The 20,293-nt window shown below is 59.4% G+C and carries 15 protein-coding genes, 1 tRNA gene and 1 pseudogene; 5 read left to right on the top strand and 12 right to left on the bottom strand.

Translation table 11 applies throughout. The features are described 5' to 3' along the window. Positions 1–32 precede the first annotated feature (32 nt). The 3 genes from SOM08_RS05370 (at position 33) to SOM08_RS05360 (ending at position 2,745) form a co-directional block, all read left to right on the top strand. Positions 33–701, top strand: a complete 669-nt coding sequence (locus tag SOM08_RS05370) for a site-2 protease family protein (RefSeq protein ID WP_116958248.1) — start codon at positions 33–35, stop codon at positions 699–701. A gap of 1 nt (position 702) precedes the next feature. Then, positions 703–2,004 (top strand): tryptophan--tRNA ligase, encoded by a 1,302-nt coding sequence (locus SOM08_RS05365; RefSeq protein ID WP_322470200.1) that lies wholly within the window; start codon positions 703–705, stop codon positions 2,002–2,004. A 147-nt stretch (positions 2,005–2,151) separates the two neighbouring features. Beyond that, positions 2,152–2,745, top strand: coding sequence for a LuxR C-terminal-related transcriptional regulator (locus SOM08_RS05360; RefSeq protein ID WP_009517829.1), 594 nt, complete (start codon positions 2,152–2,154; stop codon positions 2,743–2,745). Between the two features lie 52 nt (positions 2,746–2,797). Here the strand turns inward: SOM08_RS05360 and SOM08_RS05355 are convergent, their stop codons facing one another. Then, on the bottom strand, positions 2,798–4,222 hold the full coding sequence (locus SOM08_RS05355) for a sensor histidine kinase (RefSeq protein WP_116958250.1): 1,425 nt from the start codon (positions 4,220–4,222) through the stop codon (positions 2,798–2,800). 100 nt (positions 4,223–4,322) lie between these two features. Here SOM08_RS05355 and SOM08_RS05350 point away from each other — a divergent pair. Next, positions 4,323–4,414: transfer RNA gene (locus SOM08_RS05350), tRNA-Ser, on the top strand. A gap of 366 nt (positions 4,415–4,780) precedes the next feature. On the opposite strand, the gene SOM08_RS05345 is transcribed toward SOM08_RS05350, so the two are convergent. The 7 genes from SOM08_RS05345 to SOM08_RS05315 form a co-directional block, all read right to left on the bottom strand. Beyond that, positions 4,781–5,986 carry a response regulator gene (locus SOM08_RS05345; protein ID WP_322470199.1) on the bottom strand — a complete coding sequence of 402 codons (1,206 nt, stop codon included), beginning with the start codon at positions 5,984–5,986 and terminating at the stop codon, positions 4,781–4,783. Further along, on the bottom strand, positions 5,983–6,459 hold the full coding sequence (locus SOM08_RS05340; RefSeq protein ID WP_322470198.1) for a hypothetical protein: 477 nt from the start codon (positions 6,457–6,459) through the stop codon (positions 5,983–5,985). The genes SOM08_RS05345 and SOM08_RS05340 overlap by 4 nt, the downstream gene beginning before the upstream one ends. 4 nt (positions 6,460–6,463) lie before the next feature. Next, entirely contained in the window at positions 6,464–9,850 is a 3,387-nt protein-coding gene (locus tag SOM08_RS05335) for a hypothetical protein (RefSeq protein WP_322470197.1), read from the bottom strand. 321 nt (positions 9,851–10,171) lie between these two features. Next, positions 10,172–11,164 carry a RelA/SpoT domain-containing protein gene (locus tag SOM08_RS05330; RefSeq protein ID WP_322470196.1) on the bottom strand — a complete coding sequence of 331 codons (993 nt, stop codon included), beginning with the start codon at positions 11,162–11,164 and terminating at the stop codon, positions 10,172–10,174. After that, positions 11,161–12,243: a nucleoid-associated protein gene (locus SOM08_RS05325; protein WP_322470195.1), complete on the bottom strand. Its 1,083-nt coding sequence runs from the start codon at positions 12,241–12,243 to the stop codon at positions 11,161–11,163. Before SOM08_RS05325 ends, SOM08_RS05330 begins: the two co-directional genes overlap by 4 nt. A gap of 344 nt (positions 12,244–12,587) precedes the next feature. Then, positions 12,588–15,296, bottom strand: a complete 2,709-nt coding sequence (locus tag SOM08_RS05320) for a UvrD-helicase domain-containing protein (protein ID WP_416186998.1) — start codon at positions 15,294–15,296, stop codon at positions 12,588–12,590. Positions 15,297–15,423: 127 nt separating this feature from the next. Beyond that, positions 15,424–15,873 (bottom strand): helix-turn-helix domain-containing protein, encoded by a 450-nt coding sequence (locus SOM08_RS05315; protein WP_322470193.1) that lies wholly within the window; start codon positions 15,871–15,873, stop codon positions 15,424–15,426. A gap of 238 nt (positions 15,874–16,111) precedes the next feature. Between SOM08_RS05315 and SOM08_RS05310 the strand changes: the two genes are divergently transcribed. Then, complete coding sequence (locus SOM08_RS05310; RefSeq protein ID WP_322470192.1) at positions 16,112–16,414, top strand: hypothetical protein; 303 nt, start codon at positions 16,112–16,114, stop codon at positions 16,412–16,414. Here the strand turns inward: SOM08_RS05310 and SOM08_RS05305 are convergent. From SOM08_RS05305 to SOM08_RS05290, 4 genes and pseudogenes are all read right to left on the bottom strand, one after another. After that, positions 16,411–17,919, bottom strand: coding sequence for a recombinase family protein (locus SOM08_RS05305; RefSeq protein ID WP_322470191.1), 1,509 nt, complete (start codon positions 17,917–17,919; stop codon positions 16,411–16,413). The genes SOM08_RS05310 and SOM08_RS05305 overlap by 4 nt on opposite strands. A gap of 232 nt (positions 17,920–18,151) precedes the next feature. Further along, positions 18,152–18,322: pseudogene (locus tag SOM08_RS05300) on the bottom strand (integrase); the annotation flags it as partial. Between the two features lie 8 nt (positions 18,323–18,330). Next, complete coding sequence (locus SOM08_RS05295; RefSeq protein ID WP_322470190.1) at positions 18,331–19,350, bottom strand: hypothetical protein; 1,020 nt, start codon at positions 19,348–19,350, stop codon at positions 18,331–18,333. 92 nt (positions 19,351–19,442) lie between these two features. Continuing rightward, positions 19,443–20,159, bottom strand: a complete 717-nt coding sequence (locus SOM08_RS05290; RefSeq protein ID WP_322470189.1) for a hypothetical protein — start codon at positions 20,157–20,159, stop codon at positions 19,443–19,445. Positions 20,160–20,293: the final 134 nt, after the last annotated feature.

The following is a 20,293-nucleotide window of genomic DNA, read 5'->3' as shown; positions in this document are numbered from 1 at the left end:
GCCCCGGCGCCCGCGTCTGGGACAATCCGCCCATGGATATCGCCCTCATCGTCCAGACGGTCACGCTCTACGCCATCCCGGTGCTGTTCGCCATCACCCTGCACGAGGCGGCGCACGGCTACGTGGCGCACCACTACGGCGACCCCACGGCCTGGCAGCTCGGCCGCGTCACGCTCAATCCGATGAAGCACATCGATCCCTTGGGCACCATCCTCATGCCGCTGCTGCTGTACTTCGCCACGGCCGGCAACTTCCTGTTCGGCTACGCCAAGCCGGTGCCGGTCAACTTCGGGCGGTTGCGCAACCCCAAGCGCGACATGGTCTGGGTGGCCCTCGCCGGCCCGGCCTCCAACCTGCTGCAGGCCGCGCTGTGGCTGCTGCTGCTCTACGTGCTGCAGTCCATCGGTGTCAGCGAGCGCTTCTGGCTCGCCATGTGCCGCGCCGGCTTCGTCGTCAACCTGGTGATGTTCGCCTTCAACCTCTTCCCGCTGCCGCCGCTGGACGGCGGGCGCATCCTCACCGGCCTGCTGCCCTGGAAGCAGGCCGCCGCCTTCTCGCGCATCGAGCCCTACGGCTTCTTCATCGTGCTGGCGCTGGTGGTCACGGGCATCGTGGGCAACCTCTGGCTGCGCCCGCTCATGAACATCACCGGCAGCGCCATCGAATGGCTGCTCACCCCGATCCGTCTGCTCCTGCTCTGATATGAATCCCGTTCGCGTCCTCACCGGCATCACCACGTCCGGCACGCCCCACCTGGGCAACTACGTCGGCGCCATCCGGCCCACCGTGCGCGCCAGCCGCCTGCCCGGCGTCGAGAGCTTCTACTTCCTGGCCGACTACCACGCACTCATCAAGACCAGCGGCGACCCGGCCCGCGTGCAGCGCTCCACGCTGGAGATCGCCGCCACCTGGCTGGCCTGCGGGCTCGACCCCGAGAAGGTGACCTTCTACCGCCAGTCCGACATCCCCGAGATCCCCGAACTCACCTGGATGCTCACCTGCGTGACCGGCAAGGGCCTGCTCAACCGGGCCCACGCCTACAAGGCCGCGCTGGACAAGAACGCCGCGGCCGGCGCCGAGCCCGACGACGGCGTGACCGCCGGCCTGTTCATGTACCCGGTGCTGATGGCGGCCGACATCCTGATGTTCAACGCCCACCAGGTGCCCGTGGGGCGCGACCAGGTCCAGCACCTGGAGATGGCGCGCGACATCGCCTCCAGCTTCAACCACCTCTACGGTGAGCACTTCACGCTGCCCGAAGTGGTCATCGAGGAACAGGTGGCCACCCTGCCCGGCCTGGACGGGCGCAAGATGAGCAAGAGCTACGACAACACCATTCCGCTGTTCGTGCCGCGCGAGCAGCTGAAGAAGCTCATCATGGGCATCGTCACCGACTCGCGCGCGCCGGGCGAGCCCAAGTCCACCGAGGGCTCGGCCCTGTACCAGCTCTACCAGGCCTTCGCCAGCGCCGAGGAGACCGCCGCCCTCGCCAAGGCCTATGCCGAGGGCATCGCCTGGGGCGAGGCCAAGCAGCTGCTGTTCGAGCGCCTGGACCGCGAGATCGCGCCCCTGCGCGAGGTCTACGACGACCTGATCCAGGCCCCCTCGCGCATCGAGAAAACCCTGAAGATGGGCGCGGCCAAGGCGCGCGCCACCGCCACCCCCTTCACGCAACGCCTGCGCCACGCCGTCGGCCTGCGTCCGCTGGACGCCCAGGCCGACAGGGCCGGGGCTTCGGCCAAGGCCGCCAAGGCGGCCCTGCCGGTCTTCAAGCAGTACCGCGAGAAGGACGGCCTCTTCTATTTCAAGCTCGCCGACGCCAAAGGCGAGCTGCTGCTGCAAAGCCAGGGCTTCGCCGCCCCGCGCGAGGCCGCCCAGGCCATGGCCCGGCTGCAGGCCGAGGGAAAGGCCGCGCTCGATGCCTTGGCGCCCCATTTGATTACGCCCAATGATGTGGAGCGCGTCACGTCCGCGCTGCTGCAGTTGCGCGAATCGGCCACCTGAATTGGTTCACAATCGGCCCCCAGGCGGATAGCGCAACCCTCCTCCGCCTTCAGCGTGCCCCTGGGGAAGGGCGCCCGGCTATCGCCAAATCGGTTATATGCCGATATGCTGTGCCGTTAAACCAAATCATGAATTGCGCATCCTGACATGAGTATTTTTGTCATTGACGATCACCCGCTGATGCGCGAGGCCGTGGTCATGTTGCTGCGCCGCCTGCGCGCATCGACCCAGGTGGTTGAGCTCGAGCGCCTGGCCTCGGTGAGCAAGGCCATTGCCGAACACGGTGAACCCGAGCTGGTCTGCCTCGACCTGAAACTGCCCGACACCAACGGCGTCTCCGGTGTGCGCGAGATCCGTCAGATGCTGCCCGACACCTCGCTGATCGTGTTGTCGGCCTCCCCCTCATCCGATTACGAAGACCTGGCCCGCGAGGCCGGCGCCGACGCCTACGTGGAAAAGTCCGCTGGCGCGGCCCAGATCGCCAAGGTGCTGCGCGAATTCCTGGCCGATGAGGTCGAGGACGAGAACGCCCCCACCATTCCCGACAAGCTGTCCAAGCGCCAGAAGCAGTTGCTCGTGATGCTGGACCGCGGCCTGTCCAACCGCGACATCGCCGAGCAGTTGCAGATCAGCGAGCACACTGTCAAGGTGCACCTGTGGCGGCTGTTCCGCCGCCTGAACGTGAAGAGCCGCTCCCAGGCCAGCCACCTGGCCCGCACCGCCGGCCTGCTGGACCTCTGAAGCCCGCGCCCCTCCCCGCCACAACCGCCGTTCACACGGCGGTTTTGTTTTTTCAGCCCGGTGCCACCACCGTGGGCTGCGGGTCGGCGGCGCCGTCTTGCTGGGTATAGGCCGGCAGCATCACGCGAAACACGCTGCCCCGGCTGGCCTCGGACTGCAGCGCCAATTGGTAACCCATGAGCGTGGCCAGCTTGGAGACGATGGTCAGGCCCAGGCCCAGGCTGTCCTCGGTGCCCTGGTGCTGGGACACGCGAAAGAACTCCTGGAAGATGGCCTGCTGGTGCTCGCGCGCGATGCCCACGCCGGTGTCCCAGACCTCGAACACCACCATGTCCTGGCGGCGGCGCAGCGCCAGCAGCACGCCGCCGCGCGTGGTGTGGCGCAGCGCGTTGGACACCAGATTGCCCAGGATGCGGCGCAGCACCACCGGGTCGGACCACAGCGTGATCGGCTGGGCCCGGGTGCGCAGCCGCAGCTGCTTGCCCGCGGCCACGGGCTCGAACTGCAGCGCGATGTCGGCGAACAGCTTGTGCACCTCCACGTGCTGCAAGCGCACCTTGTAGTTGCCGGCGTCGATGCGCGTGAGGTCGAACAGCGAGTCGAACAGCTCGTTGATGGCGCGCGTGGACTGCAGGATGCGCGGCGCGATGTCGCGCGCCATCTCGGGCTCGCTGGCCAGCCAGTCGGCGTACAGGCTGAGCGCGTGCACCGGCTGGCGCAAGTCGTGCGCGGCCGAAGCCAAGAATCGGTTCTTGGTGGACACGGCGCGCAGCGAAGCGCGCGTCTGCAGCGTGAGCGAGTCGATCAACTCCTGGTTGGAGAACTGCAGCTCGAAGCTGGACCGGTAGACCTGGTGCAGGCGCACGCCGGCCATCTGCAGCAGGGCCCAGAAGACCACCAGCACGGCGAACAGGGCCGTGGTCTGCAGCGGGTCGGTGCGATCGAAATAGAGCACGGTGGCCAGCACCAGGCCGATCAGGGCGGACAGCGACAGCGCGTTGGTATAGGAGCGGTAGATGGGGCGGTAGGCGCTGTAGGCGGCCAGCGTCACCAGACCCTGCCCCACCACCAGCAAGGCGCAGACGAACTGGGTGATGAAACTGGCCTGCAGGTAGCTGAGCGCCACCGGACCGCCCCAGAGCAGGCCGATAGCGGGCCAGGACCAGCCGTAGCGCTCGATGAACGCCTGGCGCTGCGGGCCGTCCACGCTGTCGTAGCGCAGGCGGTAGATGCCGATGAGTCGAAACCGCAGCACCAGGCTGATCAGCATGGCCGCCGTCCAGAGCACCAGGGCTGGGGTGGAAACCTCGCCGGCCATGAGATAGACCAGGATCGGCAGCGACAGCCCGCCCAGCAGCAGGGTCGACCCGAGGTTGTCCATCATCACCCCCACGAGCTGGGAATTGACCCAGGCGTCGCGCACCTCTGGCGCGGCCGGAACGTGCTGATGGGTGGCGGGCTGGGTGTCGACGAGCATGGCGGCGGCGGAAGGGTCGCGCGATTGTGCACGGCGAAACAGCGGCTGCGGCAGAACCAGGAGGGGTTTCGCCGCCTGCTAGAATCGCGGGCTTCGACACGGAGAGATGGCAGAGTGGTCGAATGCACCGGATTCGAAATCCGGCGTACAGGTTCTCCTGTACCGAGGGTTCGAATCCCTCTCTCTCCGCCAGCGAGTCTGAGGCCCCGGCAGTGCAGGGGCTTTTTTGTTGGCTGAACGTGAGGCGTGGCGCGGGAGCGTGCCCGGCGATGAGGTAGTCCTAGCTCTCAGAGAGACCGTTAGCGCCTCTCTCTGCCCGACTTGGGCGCAGACATCTCTCTGGTCTGTAGTTTCGCCGATACACATACGGCGTAAACGCAGCGCACCGCCGCCCTCGAAGCATCGGCCCAAAATGCGTCGATCAGCGGCCTTCCCTTTTCACATCGCGGAACTTAATGCGCGAAGGCGGTCGTTCAAGGTCCGTATTGAACTGGCTGCCAAGGGCTGAGCAATCAGAGGTTCAGCACGACTCGTAGGGGAGTGCGATTTAGCCTGCTCCTATGCAGGCGCGTCTCTGAAGTGGAGGCGCACAACCTCAAGCATCGCCGCAGCACTGATGTAGCTGCAGTAATGTTGAAGATCATCGGTCTTCGCTCGGTCAGCCAAGTCAGAAACTGCCTTGATGCAGAGCGTCCGGACGGGAGCTCCCGCGTGGTTGGAGGCTGCGTAGTACATACCGTAGCATTCCATATCAACACCTGCCATCTTGCGGTGTTGGCCCTTGAACACTTCTTGAATGTCGTTGGACGCCACGACCGCACTGCCGGTGACCATGGGACCTGCTACGAGCCTGGGGGCGGTCACAGGCTTCTCATGGCCCGTGAATCGGTCATATGCAACCTTTACCGCCTTTTCTATGGTCCGAGCGTAGGCAACAAGGTCGGCCGCCCCATCTCGTGGATCAACGGACGGCGCAAGCGTCCCGCCCTCCGTCCATTTGCCAGCTTGCCAGTCCCAGCTCTTGTCGGCAATAACCAGATCGCCGATAGAGACCTCTTTCGAGAATCCTCCGCAGATCCCTGTCATGACTAGCAAACGTGGCCGCAACTCGGTAAGAAGAGTCGCTGCAGCATGGGCCGATGCGATCGGGCCCATCTGTGAAAGGTGTGCACAAGCCACACGCCTGGTAGTTCCATCGAGTTCAAGTGTCCCAGTGCTGTGCAAGATGTTCCGGCAGAGCAACTTTTCGGAACCAAGCTGGACTGGCCAAACTTCTAGCAAAGTCTCGAGTTCGGGAGACCGCAACGCATCCAGGACAACGACGTCGTAGTCATTCGCTTGCTTTGCCTGTTCTTGTCTCTTAAGCAATTGCAGAACGACGGAAAGCATCTGTTGCCAGACACCGTCACCTGGATTGAAGTGAACGACATGAGTTACAAGAGCTTTGAACTCGGCAGCGTAGTCCACGGATCCTTGAGCATCTGCAGTGATTCCGATGATGAACTGAGGGGCAGTGCTAGTTCCGTCCTCGACAATCTGTCGAAGAAGTTCAACCGAATGCTCTCCAGAGGGCCGAGCACCTGCCCTGCTAGGGAGAAGTACGTCAAGCAGCAATACGTCAAACGCACTCTCATTAAGTCTCACGCGTGCCGCTGCGGCATGTTCTGCGACGACGATGCTCTCCCGCTCCACGCCCTTGGAAGCAAGAAAATTCAAGAGTGCTTCACGCTTATGTTGCTCATCATCCACCAGAAGAACTCTCATGGCTCACCCTTCTCGATGTCAAGACCAATCAGCGCCTGCAGCAACGTCCTTCGCCAAGCGCCATGCTGACCGTCATAGTGAACAACACCGAGAAAACGCTCATCAAGTTCCGCCCGAAGCATGGCCTCCAAGCTCTTGGTGTCACGCCGTTGCCCACCCTTACTCACCAAAAATTCTTCGTACTGAGTGAGAACCAGTGTTCGAGTTTCTTCGGTCTCAGAGTTGATAAATCGGAGGATGTCTGCTCCGCCGTAGCCTTGAGGGGTTCCACCACCGCGTTTGTCCTTGATGAAGTCATACGTCGGCAAAGACATATCGATGATGGCAAAAACCACGTAGTTGTTAGAAAGCACCTCGATAGCACCGGACAGAGACTCCGTCACGGCAATCTCGAAGCGATCCTGCAGATGCTCCCTCATCATGCCGACGATAGAGCGAAGCTTCGGTTCGTCGTCCTCAACAACCAGAATCACGGGCTTACTCATAGGCCTCATAGACGCCTTCACGCTCGTAGAGCGGAAAGGACACAGTAGTCCACCACCCGTACTCATTGACACCAAAGTTGAATGGCTTGTCGTTGAAATCTTTGGGGACTGCTCGAGCTAGTCGGGAAAGCTTCGGGAAACCAGACCCTCCTTCAACGCTGATCAGCTCCAACGGGAGTTCTCCTAGATACTTCTGACGCAACCCATCGAGTTCGCCATCAAGAAGTTCCCTGCGCCGCTGAAAAGAAATCTTGCTCTTTACACAAAGCGTGAGGATCTTCGGTGTGTTGTCGAAGAATGCTTCCACTGAGACCACGTCTAGCGCGCTGCCTAGTCCGGAGTGCTTCCATGCGTTCTCGAATGCAACGAATAGACAGTCCGTGATTGTGGCCAATGCATTGGTCGTCAGCGGCAAGCGGACGGCGGGTAGAGAGACGACACTAACATCTGCGCCGAACGAGCGGTACACGTTGCGGGTGGAAGCCGTCGCGATGTCTATGGCATCTTTCAGCTCGACCTTTTCCCCTTCAACAGCCTTTGGAAGGCGGAACCACTCTGCCACCGATTCACATTGCGAGATGGTCGTCGTGGAAACAGTCGTCAGCGTAGTAACCAGCGATAGGCACTTGGCGCCTCTACCCCGCACAGCCTGAATTAGCTGGTCTATGCGCGTGCGAATCTGTATTGATAGCGTTTCCAAAATCTCTGCTCGGAGCTCGCTCAGTGCCACCTCAACCAGCTTCCAGAAAACGAAATAGGCCGTGCCCAGAAACGCCGAGAAGGTGGCGGGCCGTTCTGCCAACCCTACTGCCAGGAGCCTTGCCGCCATCGGCGGCACTTGGGCCTGAAATGCCCCACGCGGCTTGTCCGCGCGCCCAATCTGGATGCGTTCACTGACGAAGTCATCAATGCATGCGCGCAGGTCCAGAGAGAACTGATGAACTTCTGACGCCAACGTATTCATATCGGGAGGAGACAACATCAGGGTGTCACCCCAACGCTCCGTGAATGCTTCGTCGGAATAGCTGCTCCCGGTGCCGAAGAGCAAGCCCTGCTCTTCAAGGGGTCCCAACAAGGTTCCTTTGAAGCTTCCGTGTCGGATACGCAGACTGAGGAAAGTGTCAAGCCCGTCTGTTGGATCGGACAAAAAGCGTTGATACAGCCTGTCCACCATGTCCATCAGCATCGCATCAGCAGCGGTCGGCTTGCCCTTTGCGAGCGCCGCGAGTGTTTCATCGTTCGACGGGTCCAACGCATACTGCCGTAGGAGGTCGTCTACCTCACGCCCCCCAGCTCGGGTCTCAGCAAGCCGGCGCCAACGGTCGTAGTCCTGCGCGACCTCCTTCTCCGCCCAGCGAGTAATTGCCGACTCGTTGACAAAGACGCGTGTGCGATCGATTTGCTCTAGTCCACGCTGCATCGTCTGGTCGAACGTCAGCTCCTTGATTGCTTCTGCGTACTCCGATTCACGGGAACTCTCCCAGTTTATAAGCAACTGGAGAGCACCCATTCTTTCAACACGGACCTCTGAGGTCGATTGGAAACGGTGGCACATCGAAAGGTTGTCTTCTATCCAGACATCGCGCAGGAAAGTTATCAACTGTCCCTTGCGTTCGTCCGTCGCGGCTTCATACTCCTCCACCACGGAATCTCGCCGCCCGGACTCCAAGTACATTCGGCAAGCCATCTTGCAGATGTATGCGATCGCAGCTGTACCGGTCGCTACAAAGGCACAATGGGCCACGATACCAACTCTGACAGGGTCCAAGGTTTTCCACACTCTCCAACCTCTTCCATCGAAGATAGCTTCACAGTTGAATTCGAATGCGTACTTGGAGTCCGCACGCACCCAAGCCTCTACTGTTGCCACAGCTCCTTCGAGGTCTCCGCGAGCGCAGAGGACATCCACCTCGATGACCGTCGCCTTCCTAGTCCAGAACCCACCGAACTGCTTTAACCAGGTAATCAGTGGCCAAAGTTCGTCGTGATGTCCGGCGTTCTTCAGGGTAATTGCCCACCACAGGTGAGCCATGCTCACAGCGGGGTACTGCGACAGCAATTCTTGAACACCTACTTCCACAAGGGCGTCGGCTACACGACTGTGCTCCCGAGAAAACTGGTCGGGGAAGACAGAACGGAGGATGCTTATGGCGGTCGCTTCTCCGCACGCCGCCGCGTCTTCCAGTCTTACATTCGAGCGTGCCACCGAGATGGACAGCGGCAGTGGCCGGTCTGGAGTTCTTGCGCAGGCGTCTAAGCCAGAAGCCGCTACAGCGGCGCCGACATCCAGAACCTTGTGATTGACGGCCCATTTAAGCAGCTTCCCAACTAGGTCGTAAGCCGCAGCGCCCTTGGCGCGAGTCTCTGCGAGCCCCACGCATATTTCTCCAAACCTCCCTTGATCCTCCGTGCATTGATCGCTAGACAAGTAGCCAAGCCAAGCTGGTGAGCTCGTAGTTTCTACGAGCAATGGCTCGACGCTCCCCTCCGAGAGGATGAAAAGCATCTTGTCTAAGCGCGTGTCGATATAGCCGTCTTCGACTAGTTCTCGGATGAGGTCGCGACCTGCAGGCCTCAGATCAGCCAAGGACTCATCGGTCTCCAAGTGCGTCAGACATTCGATAACGCTTTCATAGTAATCAATGAGACTTGACGAGATATCCCTCGCGAGCACGCCCGCGAACGCCTTCCTCGGTTCCTCCACTTGACCGAGCGCACGGAAGTACAAGTAGTCCACCAGCCACGGTGCCAGTCCAGCGAATCTGGGGAACGAGGTCTGGCACTTTCCATAGACCGCTTCATGGGAGAAGGTGTCATCGTTTCGGTCACCGAAAACTTGGAAAAGCAACCCAGGGATGCTATTCGGAGCTTGCTCTTGGAGTTGAGAAAGCCACTCTCGCTGAGAAGCTGTACCGCCCGTGGCCTGCAGTAGAGCAGCCCGGATCTCAACAGCCCAAAGGCTCCATCCCTTAGCTTTAACGAATGCATCTAACTGGCCAAGTGCTTCCAGCTCGTTTCCGGAGGTAATTAGGGTTTCGACCTTCGTTGAAAAGGCCCTGAACTCATTGACTTTTGCGCCGTGGCCGCGCAGCCATAGGCCGGCCCATTTCAACGCGCCCGCAAGGTCAAGCAGCGGGAAAGGCTCTCGCAGCCAAACGAGGTCCCAGGGGTGCTTAGCTCCCAGCGCCGTTAGGTTGCGATGAGTACTCGGAGCCGCAGCCTTGAAGGCCGTGAAAATGCGTCGAAATTCGCTTGCAGGCCGCGTACCTAGCAACTGCCTAAGTGGTCCCAACCTTTCGTTGACTTGGCGGTCCGCGCGAAAAGTCTCCCGAAGGACCTGACGCAATCGTGCGTCGTTGCCCTGCATTTTCTTGGCCATCTCACTCCCTGTTGATGTCTCTCTGTGGGTACCAGAAGCCCCCAGCTATCGTCGTCGGTTTAGGCCTCCATCTTCGAGTTTAGACCGACACTCCCAAGATCGTAGGTCTACAGTTCTTGAACTGTGAGATGAAGTAGTTGCTTGCTGTTGTCTTGTCATCGGGCCAGCACATCGCCAGAGGCGGCAATATGCAGAATTTTTGAAGAAGGAGAAGCTTCCCCAATGCACGAAAGTGCCCCGTTACTGTTTGAAGGAGCGCACCTCATACATGAGCGCATCGCACAGCTATACATTGAACTTGCGCTCGCTGGTATAAAGCAGTCAGTAATTTCTCATACGAATACCTAAACCCCGGAAAACTGGATTCAACTCCATGGGTGTTAGTGGCCACAGCGCCTCGGCCTGATTGGGCCGCCTTGACACTTCCAAGTAAGCCAGAAGAATCCAAGGCTGTCGAAAGCCATGGTTCGCGCCGTACCTGGATTGAATTTGCTCGACGATGAAAGGCTTCTCGCGCAGCATCTCCTCAATCGCTGCGTGCATGTCCTCATTCAGTGAATCGCGGAACGCATGAATGACCATCGCATTGCTCAAGTCGCTTCCCGGGGCCAGCTTGATGTGCTTGTCGTAGAGATGGACTAACGAGCTTAGTGCGGCGCGTTCTTGAGATGTCGCCTCCCCCAACTGCTGCAGTGCGCGCTCGAAAAAGTCGTCTACGGCCTCGATGAGCGCCATGCTCTTAGCCACTGTCCTGTAGACGGAGTTGCTGACCGTCGTGCCTGTCTGTGCCTTGTAGATGTTGTCGTGGGTCAATTCACTGTGTGCGTGCTGAAGAAGAGTGCGAAGCTGAACTTCGCATGGGGTTCCCGCTTCGACGGAGACGCCATCCACATTGAGTTTCTCCCGGGCCTTCAGCACATAGTGCTTGGACTGATAGGCAAACTCTAGGGGCCGTCGTTCGCGATCTGCTTCATAGTCTTTGTCCAGGCTCCAGAGCCAAACCGTCGAGCTCTCGATCACGTGCTGCAGCTTCAAAACATCCGAGGCAAGCAGAACGACGAAGCGCACTCCAATCTTGTCTTCAATCTCTCCGTAGGGATCGGCATACCCCTTGTTGCGATGGAACGCCTTGCCGACAAGGGAGTCGTCTCCTTTCAGTCTCGGCGCGGGAGGGATTTTGATGAAGACCGAGGTGTCAATGGACACATCAAGCGCACGCAGCCCTTCGAGCACCTGCGAGACGACAAAGGAGCCCCACACAGCGTAACTCTGCTTTTCAGCATTCCACCGCGCGAGAAACTCTTCTTCGTTCATTCTTGTGCGGCAATTCGATCCTTGATGGTGACCTTGGTCCACTTAGGCACCTCACCGGTACCGTTTTGCTCACCATCTGTGACTTCGATTTTGATCAGATCGTCAAAACCCTCCGCGGGTGCGATAACCTTAACTTGATTGCGGAACACAAGACGCCTCGTCCTCAATGAACTCTGAACATCTGCCAGATCTTTGTTGACGGCAGTGTCAGGGAACCCTTCCTGCGCCATGTAGCTTTCGTACGCGTCTTGCAGCTCGGGATCACCGAAATATGCGGTGGCGAACGCAGTTACTTCGACGGTGGGACTCTGGTCCACTTTCAAGTAGGTGATCAGCGCATTGTGGAGGGCGATCTTTTCCTCCTCTGGTACGCCCATCGATCGGATAAAATTTTTTGTGAGGTCGTGAAACTGTTTCGTATGCCTCGCACTTGATTCAGGGAATGCTAGGCCCAAGAATCCCTCATAGAAGTACTGAGCTGCACCATACCGATCACGCACCGTCATCATTTCATCGTAGATGTATGCCTTCCAAGCCTCGCCAAAGGTGGCGGCGCCCGGAGCGTACTCAACGAATAGGCCAATTTTGTAGAGCTTGGTCTGAGGGGTCAGCAGCAACTTGTCCAAAAACTTTAGAATGAAGCGGCCGTCAGCTTGGTCGCGCATAAAGCCAGTGTGGACTTCAGCCTTGATAATCCCGACGATCCGTCTCTTAGGCGCTCCGAACGAACCTGAGAACGCGACAACGACGCCACCAGGAATGGCTCGGCTTTTCTGCGCGTCTGCCAACAGGTCTGCAACTTGCCTCGAATGCTGTACGTACAGCGCGTCGTCCGCATCCACCAACTGGCCAATCACGCTAGCCATGCTGTTTGCACCCACATTGGCAATCGTCATCTCGATGCATCGATCAGACCGTGACATCGCTGCTATTACTCGATCGCAAAGAGCTTCCAGCGCAGGCACATCAAGCGCTTCTAGCGCCTCGCCGTACTGTGGTTGCACCCGTAACCGGTCGTCGTTGCGTCGGAAAACTTCGTGCAAGATGACCCGTTCGATTGCCAGATTCTGTAGATCCAAGTGTTCCTCCCTGTCAATCCAGCGCGGCGACAGTGACCGGGCCGCGCATCCATGTTTCTAAGAGTAACAAGCCTCGACATGATGGTCTACCCGGTATGACGAGGGTGAGCGTGTACTGGCGCACGGTCGAAGCGGCCAGTCCATGACAGTTGAACTCTCACCCGCACACCCCTTGTCGGTCGAGACAGCGGCGAAATCGCCTTTCTACTGTATATTTATGCAGTAACTTGTAGCGCTTCTACGGATGTCGTTCCTGCCTGCTTTGGGCTGTTACCAGCGCCAACGGCCTTCAGCAGCAATTGCGCAAGGTAGACCTGACCCCGCTTGATAAGCTGGCAAGTGGCCTACCGCCGTATCGCTGCCTTCCAACGATTCCGCTCTTCTCGAGCTGCGGGGTCACTTTGCGTATGGCTGCAACTGAAGTTTGAGCAACCAAAGAAAGGGCCAAATCGTCCTCTTCGAGGTACTAGGAAGCCCGTTGGGCATTTCGGGCAGGGCTCACTCGAGTTTTCGGTGCCGTCCAGGTTGTGCACCTTGATCTGGAAGTCCTTCATCAGCTCCGCGACGAAGGAAGACTCCTTTCGGGCCAACGTGATCAGCGTGGCGGTCTTCCGGGCCCTAGTGAGCGCCACATAGAAGAGCCGTCGCTCCTCTGCGAACTCGAAGCCATCACCACCAGGCATCGCCAGCCTCAGCACTGGGTCGTCCACAACCCTGCTTGGAAAACCCAATGTCTCGGCCGTCACACGAGGCAGGATGACGTGGTCCGCCTCAAGCCCTTTCGATGAGTGCACGGTGATGAACTCTACCGACACCTTGTCGCGTGGGAAATGCCTCGGCAGGTAATCCCGTTCCTTGTTGTACCGCCCGAGAACGTATACCGTGACCGGCGCCGCACCTGCGACCCATTCCTTCGCAATTTCCGCCACGCGCGCTTCAACGGCCTGCTGAATCTCATGCTCCGTCGGAACGCTGACGATCCGCACAGGCTGCGCCACGTTGGGCCGACTTGACCGCACGTTCTTCTTGAGCTGCCGAGGGTTCTTCTGAACAAAACGGCTGGTGAGGTCGCACAGCGCCTGGCCACACCGAAAGGTCGCCTCGAGCTTGAGCGTCTCAGTCTTGCCGAAGTAGCGCTCGAAGTCCGTCATTACCGACAGGTCCGCACCAGCAAATCGGTTGATGCTCTGCCAATCGTCTCCAACGGCAAACAGGTATCGACCCGGCTTTCTCACCAGTCCGGCCACCAGGCGGGCCCTGGCTTGGCTGGCGTCCTGAAACTCATCCACCATCACAAGCTCGTAGGGACTGTAGTACCGCCCCTGCTCCAGGTGATCCGCGGCTAAGTTGAGCATGTCCTCGAAATCGATGCGCTTCTCCTGATGGAGCCGCTCCTCCCACCGCTCCCAAATGCGTTCAAAGATTTTGAGGAACATCTGGTGCCGAAACTGAAACTGGCCTGCGACACCCTCACCCAGCCGCTTTCTCAGGTCATCCACTGTGAGCCGATTGCTCTTGGCATGCGTCAGGAAGGAGCGGATCGTCCTGGCCAGTCGCGGATTTTCAATGGGGCGGCGCCCGGTCACTTCTCTGTCCGGATTCGGGTCGAGTGCGATTCCTAGTGCCACCAGCTCTTTGCTGAGGTAGTCGAACGCCCTGCCAGACCACAGATCCGCCATGGTGGTCTCAAGCAGCTTCGTACCGTTCTCCGCGTGGGTGCGCTTCTTCCACGCCATTTCCTCTTTGTAGCCGGCAAACGTCTCCGGTGGCTCCCCTTTTGCGTCCAGAGCCCAGTGCTCCAGATAGGCGTCCGCATCCGGGAGGTAGAAGTCCGGCTGGTACTGGCGGTGCTTGGCGTCGGCGGTCTCTACCTTGTACGGCGCTTCATACAGGTAGTTCACCCCGTTGTAGAAGAGCCAGTTGGCAAGGACCAGCTCCCCCCGACTCTTGACGACATCGCCCTTCAAGGTCCAAAAGCCCATGGTCTTGGATTGCTTGTCCCAGGCATCAGGCGCCTCTTCCTCCTTGCCGAACTTGGGCAGATCTTGGCCGAATACCAGCCTGAACATGTCCCAGGCAGAGCGAAATGCTGGATCCTTGTCCTTGAGCTCATCGACCATCGAGAGCAAGGCGTCAAGGTCGCGACCAGACTCCACCCATGGGGCAAGAGAGGGCTTCTTGCCGGTTGCCGCGCCGATGACGTCAAGGCCAAAGGCGTGAAAGGTCTTGGCCACGATCTTTTCAGCCGGCAATCCTAAAGGGGTCAGCCTGGCCTTGATCCGCTCGCGCAGTTCCGCCGCGGCGTCGCTATTGAAGGCCAGAAGCAGCATCTTCTCAGCGTCGAAGTAGCCGTTCTTCAAGGCGTAGCCCGCCTTGGCGACCATGGTGGACGTCTTTCCCGAACCGGCCGATGCCACCAGCAGCACACGACTGTCGAAGCAGACCACAGCCTCTGCCTGCTCCGTCGTCAACGGCTGCTTCTCGACCTGGTTAAAGAACTGTCGCGATTCGACCAGTTGCTTGTTCAACTGACCTTGGTTGAGGGCGCGGACTGTGTCCTCGAGCGGTCTCGACCAGACCTCGACCATTTTCTGCTCGTTTGTGCTCAACCCCTCCAGGTGCCGGCGCACCTCTGGCACGGCCAACAGGCGCTCCATGCCTTCTGGTCGTGCCTGTGCACACGCTTGGTACGACTCCCTGCTGACCCAGCCTCTCATGCGAAGCTGCTCCCGAGACACCTGAAGAAAGTCGTTGAACCACACGGCGAGCCGCTTCAGTTCCGCGCAAAAGAGCCGGATTTGCTCGGCGACGAAGTCTCGGTGGGCAATCGCTTGGAAGCGCTGATCAAACGCCTCCTTTAGTCTTCTTGCGTGGGCATTGGGGATCGCACCAAGCTCGATTGACCGGCCATCCAAGCGGTCCAGGCGAACCCTGGCCCAGAACATCCCGGGCTTGACCGCAATTTGCTTGAGCTGTCGCACATCCTCCCGGATCTGCTTGCCATCAACGTCCAGCGAAAAGGCATCCCCTTCGAGCGAGAGGACCCATTTCAACGGCGAAGTAAAAAGACGTCCGGCAGCGGTCGGCCCCCACGAAAGGGGCCTCTCAGCGGCCTCCTCCGACACCTCTGGCCTCGTCACGGGAGCAACTCAAGCGATCGCTTGTTCGACTTCACTCATGTCACGCTGCCTCCAGCAGCTTTGCCGCTGCGCGCTTGCCCACATTTCGCAATGCCAGGACTTTGTCCTGTTGAGACTGACGGGGGGTGACCTGACCGCTTTCCCACTTGTAGATGGATAGCGAGGATACGCCGACGACCTGGCCCATTTGGGCTTGAGTGAGGCCCCATCGCTTACGAAGGGCAGCCAGCATTTCCGCGCTGTACTTCGCGCGGCGGCCGCGTCTCGGTCTGTCGTCCTCTGAAATATTCCCTGAACGAGCAGGGCTTTGACTGCGCTGTTTGGACAAGCGCTTCACCTCGGCCAGCAGCGACTTCAGGTCGCGCTTGAGCGCCGCAATCTCCGACCTGTGGGCGGATGTCGTTTTGCGGAGCGCTGCAACCTCGGTCTTCAACTCCTTCCGGGCAAGACGAGAGACCTCAGCCTTCAGCGAGTTTGCAAAGTTCGTCACGCGATTCCTTTCATAAGCCGGGTCATTATGGACATAGACGCTCCCCACAGCGCGTAAGGTCCTCTCGCCGTCGATCCTCATCGCGCCAACAGGCAATCCAAAGCGTCCTACCTGCAGATGATTTCAACGAGGAACCGGTCGCCCATTCCGGACAACGCCCGTTCATCCCGAAAATGCGGGCTCTCATGGAGTCGATTCGCCCCACTCGACGCGTCTCATATGAGGGTATTCTTTGGGCATGGCTCCTGAGCATTTCGATCCTATAGAGCTTCGCAAGAGCATGCGCCTTGCCCTGGACATCATCATGGCGCATCGCATTGCCAAGGGCCTATCACTAGATCCAGCCAGGATCACTGCTCTGCGCGACACCTTGGAACAGCGAGTCGTTCTCGCTCTTGAACAGACCGACGTCGGCCGGATGCCCCAAGCCTGGTCTTGGAAAAAGGCCGCCGAGGAGGTCTCAGTACTGGTCGCGCTTGCGATCGTCCAAGAGCAGAAGAACGAGCCCCCAGCACCGTCCGAAGGTGCTCAAACGGCCTAGGCCCGCGGTAGTAGGTGTCCCAACCGGCTCTGAACTGCGTGGACCAGACTGACTGCCGTCGCAATCGACGCTAGATAGGGTGGAAGGTCCTCGTCAAGCCATGGCGTTGTGTTGCGGTATTCGGTTCGATCAATCAACACAAAGCGCATGGCATGGTCTTCGTCGTCCATTTGCGCCAGCAACACCAAGTCTGCGATGGGCCGCCGCGCCTTCAGTACGTGCCAGCGCCGCACACCACGGTTGATTCGAGGCCAGAGCACCTGCAAGCGCATGCGAACGGCCTCGTTGAACACGAGCACCCGGCTGCGAGGGTGCTGGCGGCACTTCAGGCCGTTGGCCTGCATCAACTCAGCGACGTCTCGGCCAATTCGGTCACCGACCCGCCTGCCGACCAACTTCTGGCGCTCATGTTGCGCACGCACAACCCTGGGATCGCGTCCTGCCAACTCCAGCGCCCGGGACACTGAGCCAAAGGCATTGACGTAGGCGCGTGTCGATCGAACGCCCATGGCCTCCAAATCTAGGCAGTTCAGCCCCGGGTTCTCCGCCAGGCGTTCCCGGAGCACCTGGATCATTTGTTCCTTGTCCCGTCGGATCCGGCGGCGCACCCACAGCCTCTCTTGGGTGCGCTTCCAAAGGTCGGCGGGGATCACCGGTTCAATGACGTTGTCAGCACGTGTGGGAGGGCGCCGCTTCTTTGCCGGACCCGCGGCGTAACGCTCGCTACCCCAGACGAAGTTTCCGGCCAGCGCCTCGCACCTGAGCAGGTTGTCAACTCGCGCCGTTGTGAACGGCTGGCCATCCTGCCCTACTCGCCCTTCCATTCGCAGTTGCTGGGCTACGCCCTTGATTGAGCCATTATGGTCGGCGTAGAGGCTGAAGATCCTGCGGGTCAGTTCAACCTCAGCAGGCGGGCCTGGCACCCAGGCAATGCGTTCGCTCTGCATGGCTTTGCACTGCCCCCTGGCCAGCGGGCGCCTGTTGCCGAGGCGGTCGATGGCGATCCGCGTCAGTCCGATGCATGGAAGCTGCCCCATCTGGTAGCCCAGATGCACTGCCCTGTCCTGGCCGGCACGGCTTTTCACACCCAGGTCGCGGGAGTACTCAGCCGCCATTGCGCGCTTAAGCGTCTTCAGGAGGGCCGTCATCGGCTCTTCGTCCGCGCCAAAGGCCTCCTGCACATAGATCACTTTGGCGCCATGGAGCCGGCAGGTGTACTCGTAGTAGGCGGCCGCGTCGATGTCCTGGAAACGCCCCCAGCGGCTCACGTCGTAGACCAGCACGGTGTCAAAGGGGCGAGGGGTGTCCATAACGTCGCGCAGAAGGCTCTTCATGCCCTCCCGATTGGCGATGTTGAGCCCGCTCTTGGCAGCATCCTCGTAAATTCGCACCAACTCAAGCTCTTGGGCTTCGGCGTAGGCGCGGATAGCCGCCAGCTGGGTACCGATTGACAGTTCCTGTCGGTCACTCGACATGCGAACGTAGGCAGCGGCGCGTGAGTACATCGGCGCCTCCTTTCGGCTGGACTATGACAGCGTCGGGGGTTCCCGCAAGCTTAGCGCGGACGCCCGTTTTAGACTGAACTCGGAAGTTCAGACTATCCCCGCCTAGCGTCCGCTTCCCTGCAAACCGGTCGCCGATCAGTTCGCCGCTGATTCGTCGACAAGCCAAGCCGGCGATGCACCCGCCAGGAGTGCCACGGGGCCTCCAGCGAGCATGAAGGACGTTGAGGACAGATCAGATTTCGGTCTGCTCCGAAATCTCCAGGGCATCGTCAACCTCGATGCCCAGATATCCCGCCGTTGATTCGAGCCTTGAGTTGCCAAGCAACAACTGCACTGTACGCAGATTCTTGGTCCGCTTGTAAATAGATGTCGCCTTGGTCCTGCGCATCGAATGTGCCCCATAGAAGCGCATCACAACAGACTGAGTACATCTCCCACTACGAGGTAGGTGTAGACCACATACCGATCTGCTTCATCTCGTGTGACTGAGGCGTGAGAGCCTTTCTGGGCAGCTTGAAAAACGCTGTCAAGCCGCTCACCAATGTAAGAGAGGTGGCTTCCCACAATCTCTTGAAATCTCGTAGAGCTCGAGCGTTCCTGCAGGAATGCGATGATGCGATTGACGTAGTTATCTGGGCCAAGCTTGATTGTCTTTGGCTTGCCGGCAAAGTCCACTACAGCGTCCTCGCGCGCGGGATAGATCGAGTCGGCAAGATCCTGCAGGATCCGACGGCAACTGTGTACGGCATTTGACCAGTCTTCCGCGTTGTCTGAGTTTAGGTTGTCGTAGACGGCAGAGAGCTTCTGCACGGCCGCGGGTACGTTCTCGCCGATTCCACGATCCACCCGTTCTCGTACGCGGGAGAAGATGTCATCGGCGATACCCGAGAACTTGAGTTCGTGATTTGTTCTTAGCGCGTAGGCATAGAGGAAGGATCGGCGACTAGACAGGCGCCGTTGCGCCATCGCAGCGTTCGTGCGGATCGTGTTCCGTTCTAGTGCGTTGCCAGAAGGATTCCACACCATCTGGTTTGGGTTCGCTGACGCGACTGAGACATCTGGATCGCGAGCAGCAGCGAGTGCAGCCTGCGCTGAATTTGCTTCGAGCTCTAGCTCCTCGATAGATGTCGCATAGATGTACTTTTCGATCTTTCCGGACTTCGGGTCTTTGAGCTGATACTCGCGCCCGGCCCGAACCGCTAGTTTGTAGACGTCCGTCGGTACTCCAGATGGCGTTGTTGGGTAGCCGCTCGCCTCGAGTTCCATGATCCTCTGGTGCTCAAAGTCGTTCAAGAGTCGGGCTAGTCGACTGAGCTTGAGGGCGGAGCGGGCAAGGGGAATTTCGCTTAGCTCGATATTGCGCAGCACCTCATCGGAAAGAGCGAGGGCTTCGCGCATAGCAAGCCGCGACGGCGGTACGGTGTCAGTCATCTATGCGCCCTAACGTTTGAAATAAGAGGCATTGACCGGCTGGCCGGGGGATGCCCTATCAATGCAAGGAATTGGCAACTGGTGATTAGCGTTCACCATTTCCCAGAGTTGAGTGGGACTGAGGACACAGACTCCACTTCCCAAGCGATGGCCTGAAAGTCGACGGTTCCGGCTTCAGATTGGATTGGATGTAGTCCGTGAGAACGCGTAACGATGGATCGCGGCAATATGAAGCCGGCCGCCGAAAACTCTCTGATTGACGATGCAAACGACGCGACATGCTCAGTATTTGACCTGTCAAAGGTGATACGTCTGTTTGCCCCTGAGGCGGCTATGCCTTTGTTCTTTTTGCCCGATGTTCGAAACGGCATGCCCGAAAGGGCCGCATTGACCGCTCTGTGTGTGCCTGCAAGAATGAACACGCAAGTTGCATTTTGGTCTGCGGTCTTCAGGATGGCGAGTCTCAGGAAGTCTTGAAAGATTTTTTCCGAGCTGCAATGACTAGAGTCCGCCCACTTAACCTCAACCAACACCTCTGCATTGCTTTTCGGCAGGCCGTTCCCTGCGAGAACTAATGCGTAGTCAACCTCACGCTTACGACCCGTCTTCTTCGAGGGATTTAGCGCCGCGTGTGGGAAGTCGGCGTGGACGCGAGTCCCCTTCGCTGAAATCGGGAACGAACTGAGGACGTTTCCGACCGCTGCCTTCAACGCGCTTTCGGAGAAAAGACCAGCCCTGTAGCAGCAAAACTCCAAGTGGAGCCAGCTACCGATCGCTTCAGAAAGGCGCCTGGCTACGTGCATTTGCATTGACTTTTCCCCAAATGAGGCTGAACGGTCACCACCGGCAAGGTGCTTGGGCCGCCCGAGCGAAGGACTAGACGGCAGCGCCGATGGGCGGCTAGAAGAAGTGCTGGTCGGCAAGGGTTGATGGTGAGACCTGA

It is taken from the genome of Hydrogenophaga sp. SNF1 (assembly GCF_034421675.1).
In the GTDB taxonomy this organism is placed as follows: domain Bacteria; phylum Pseudomonadota; class Gammaproteobacteria; order Burkholderiales; family Burkholderiaceae_C; genus Hydrogenophaga; species Hydrogenophaga borbori.
This window is presented reverse-complemented; position numbering and strand designations above follow the sequence as displayed.

Bases quoted from the DNA above. Each gene is read 5' to 3' on its own strand.
- SOM08_RS05370 (WP_116958248.1), top strand. From the start codon at position 33: ATGGATATCGCCCTCATCGTCCAGACGGTCACGCTCTACGCCATCCCG.
- SOM08_RS05365 (WP_322470200.1), top strand. From the start codon at position 703: ATGAATCCCGTTCGCGTCCTCACCGGCATCACCACGTCCGGCACGCCC.
- SOM08_RS05360 (WP_009517829.1), top strand. From the start codon at position 2,152: ATGAGTATTTTTGTCATTGACGATCACCCGCTGATGCGCGAGGCCGTG.
- SOM08_RS05355 (WP_116958250.1), bottom strand. From the start codon at position 4,222: ATGCTCGTCGACACCCAGCCCGCCACCCATCAGCACGTTCCGGCCGCG.
- SOM08_RS05345 (WP_322470199.1), bottom strand. From the start codon at position 5,986: ATGAGAGTTCTTCTGGTGGATGATGAGCAACATAAGCGTGAAGCACTC.
- SOM08_RS05335 (WP_322470197.1), bottom strand. From the start codon at position 9,850: ATGGCCAAGAAAATGCAGGGCAACGACGCACGATTGCGTCAGGTCCTT.
- SOM08_RS05330 (WP_322470196.1), bottom strand. From the start codon at position 11,164: ATGAACGAAGAAGAGTTTCTCGCGCGGTGGAATGCTGAAAAGCAGAGT.
- SOM08_RS05310 (WP_322470192.1), top strand. From the start codon at position 16,112: ATGGCTCCTGAGCATTTCGATCCTATAGAGCTTCGCAAGAGCATGCGC.
- SOM08_RS05305 (WP_322470191.1), bottom strand. From the start codon at position 17,919: ATGTACTCACGCGCCGCTGCCTACGTTCGCATGTCGAGTGACCGACAG.
- SOM08_RS05295 (WP_322470190.1), bottom strand. From the start codon at position 19,350: ATGACTGACACCGTACCGCCGTCGCGGCTTGCTATGCGCGAAGCCCTC.
- SOM08_RS05290 (WP_322470189.1), bottom strand. From the start codon at position 20,159: ATGCAAATGCACGTAGCCAGGCGCCTTTCTGAAGCGATCGGTAGCTGG.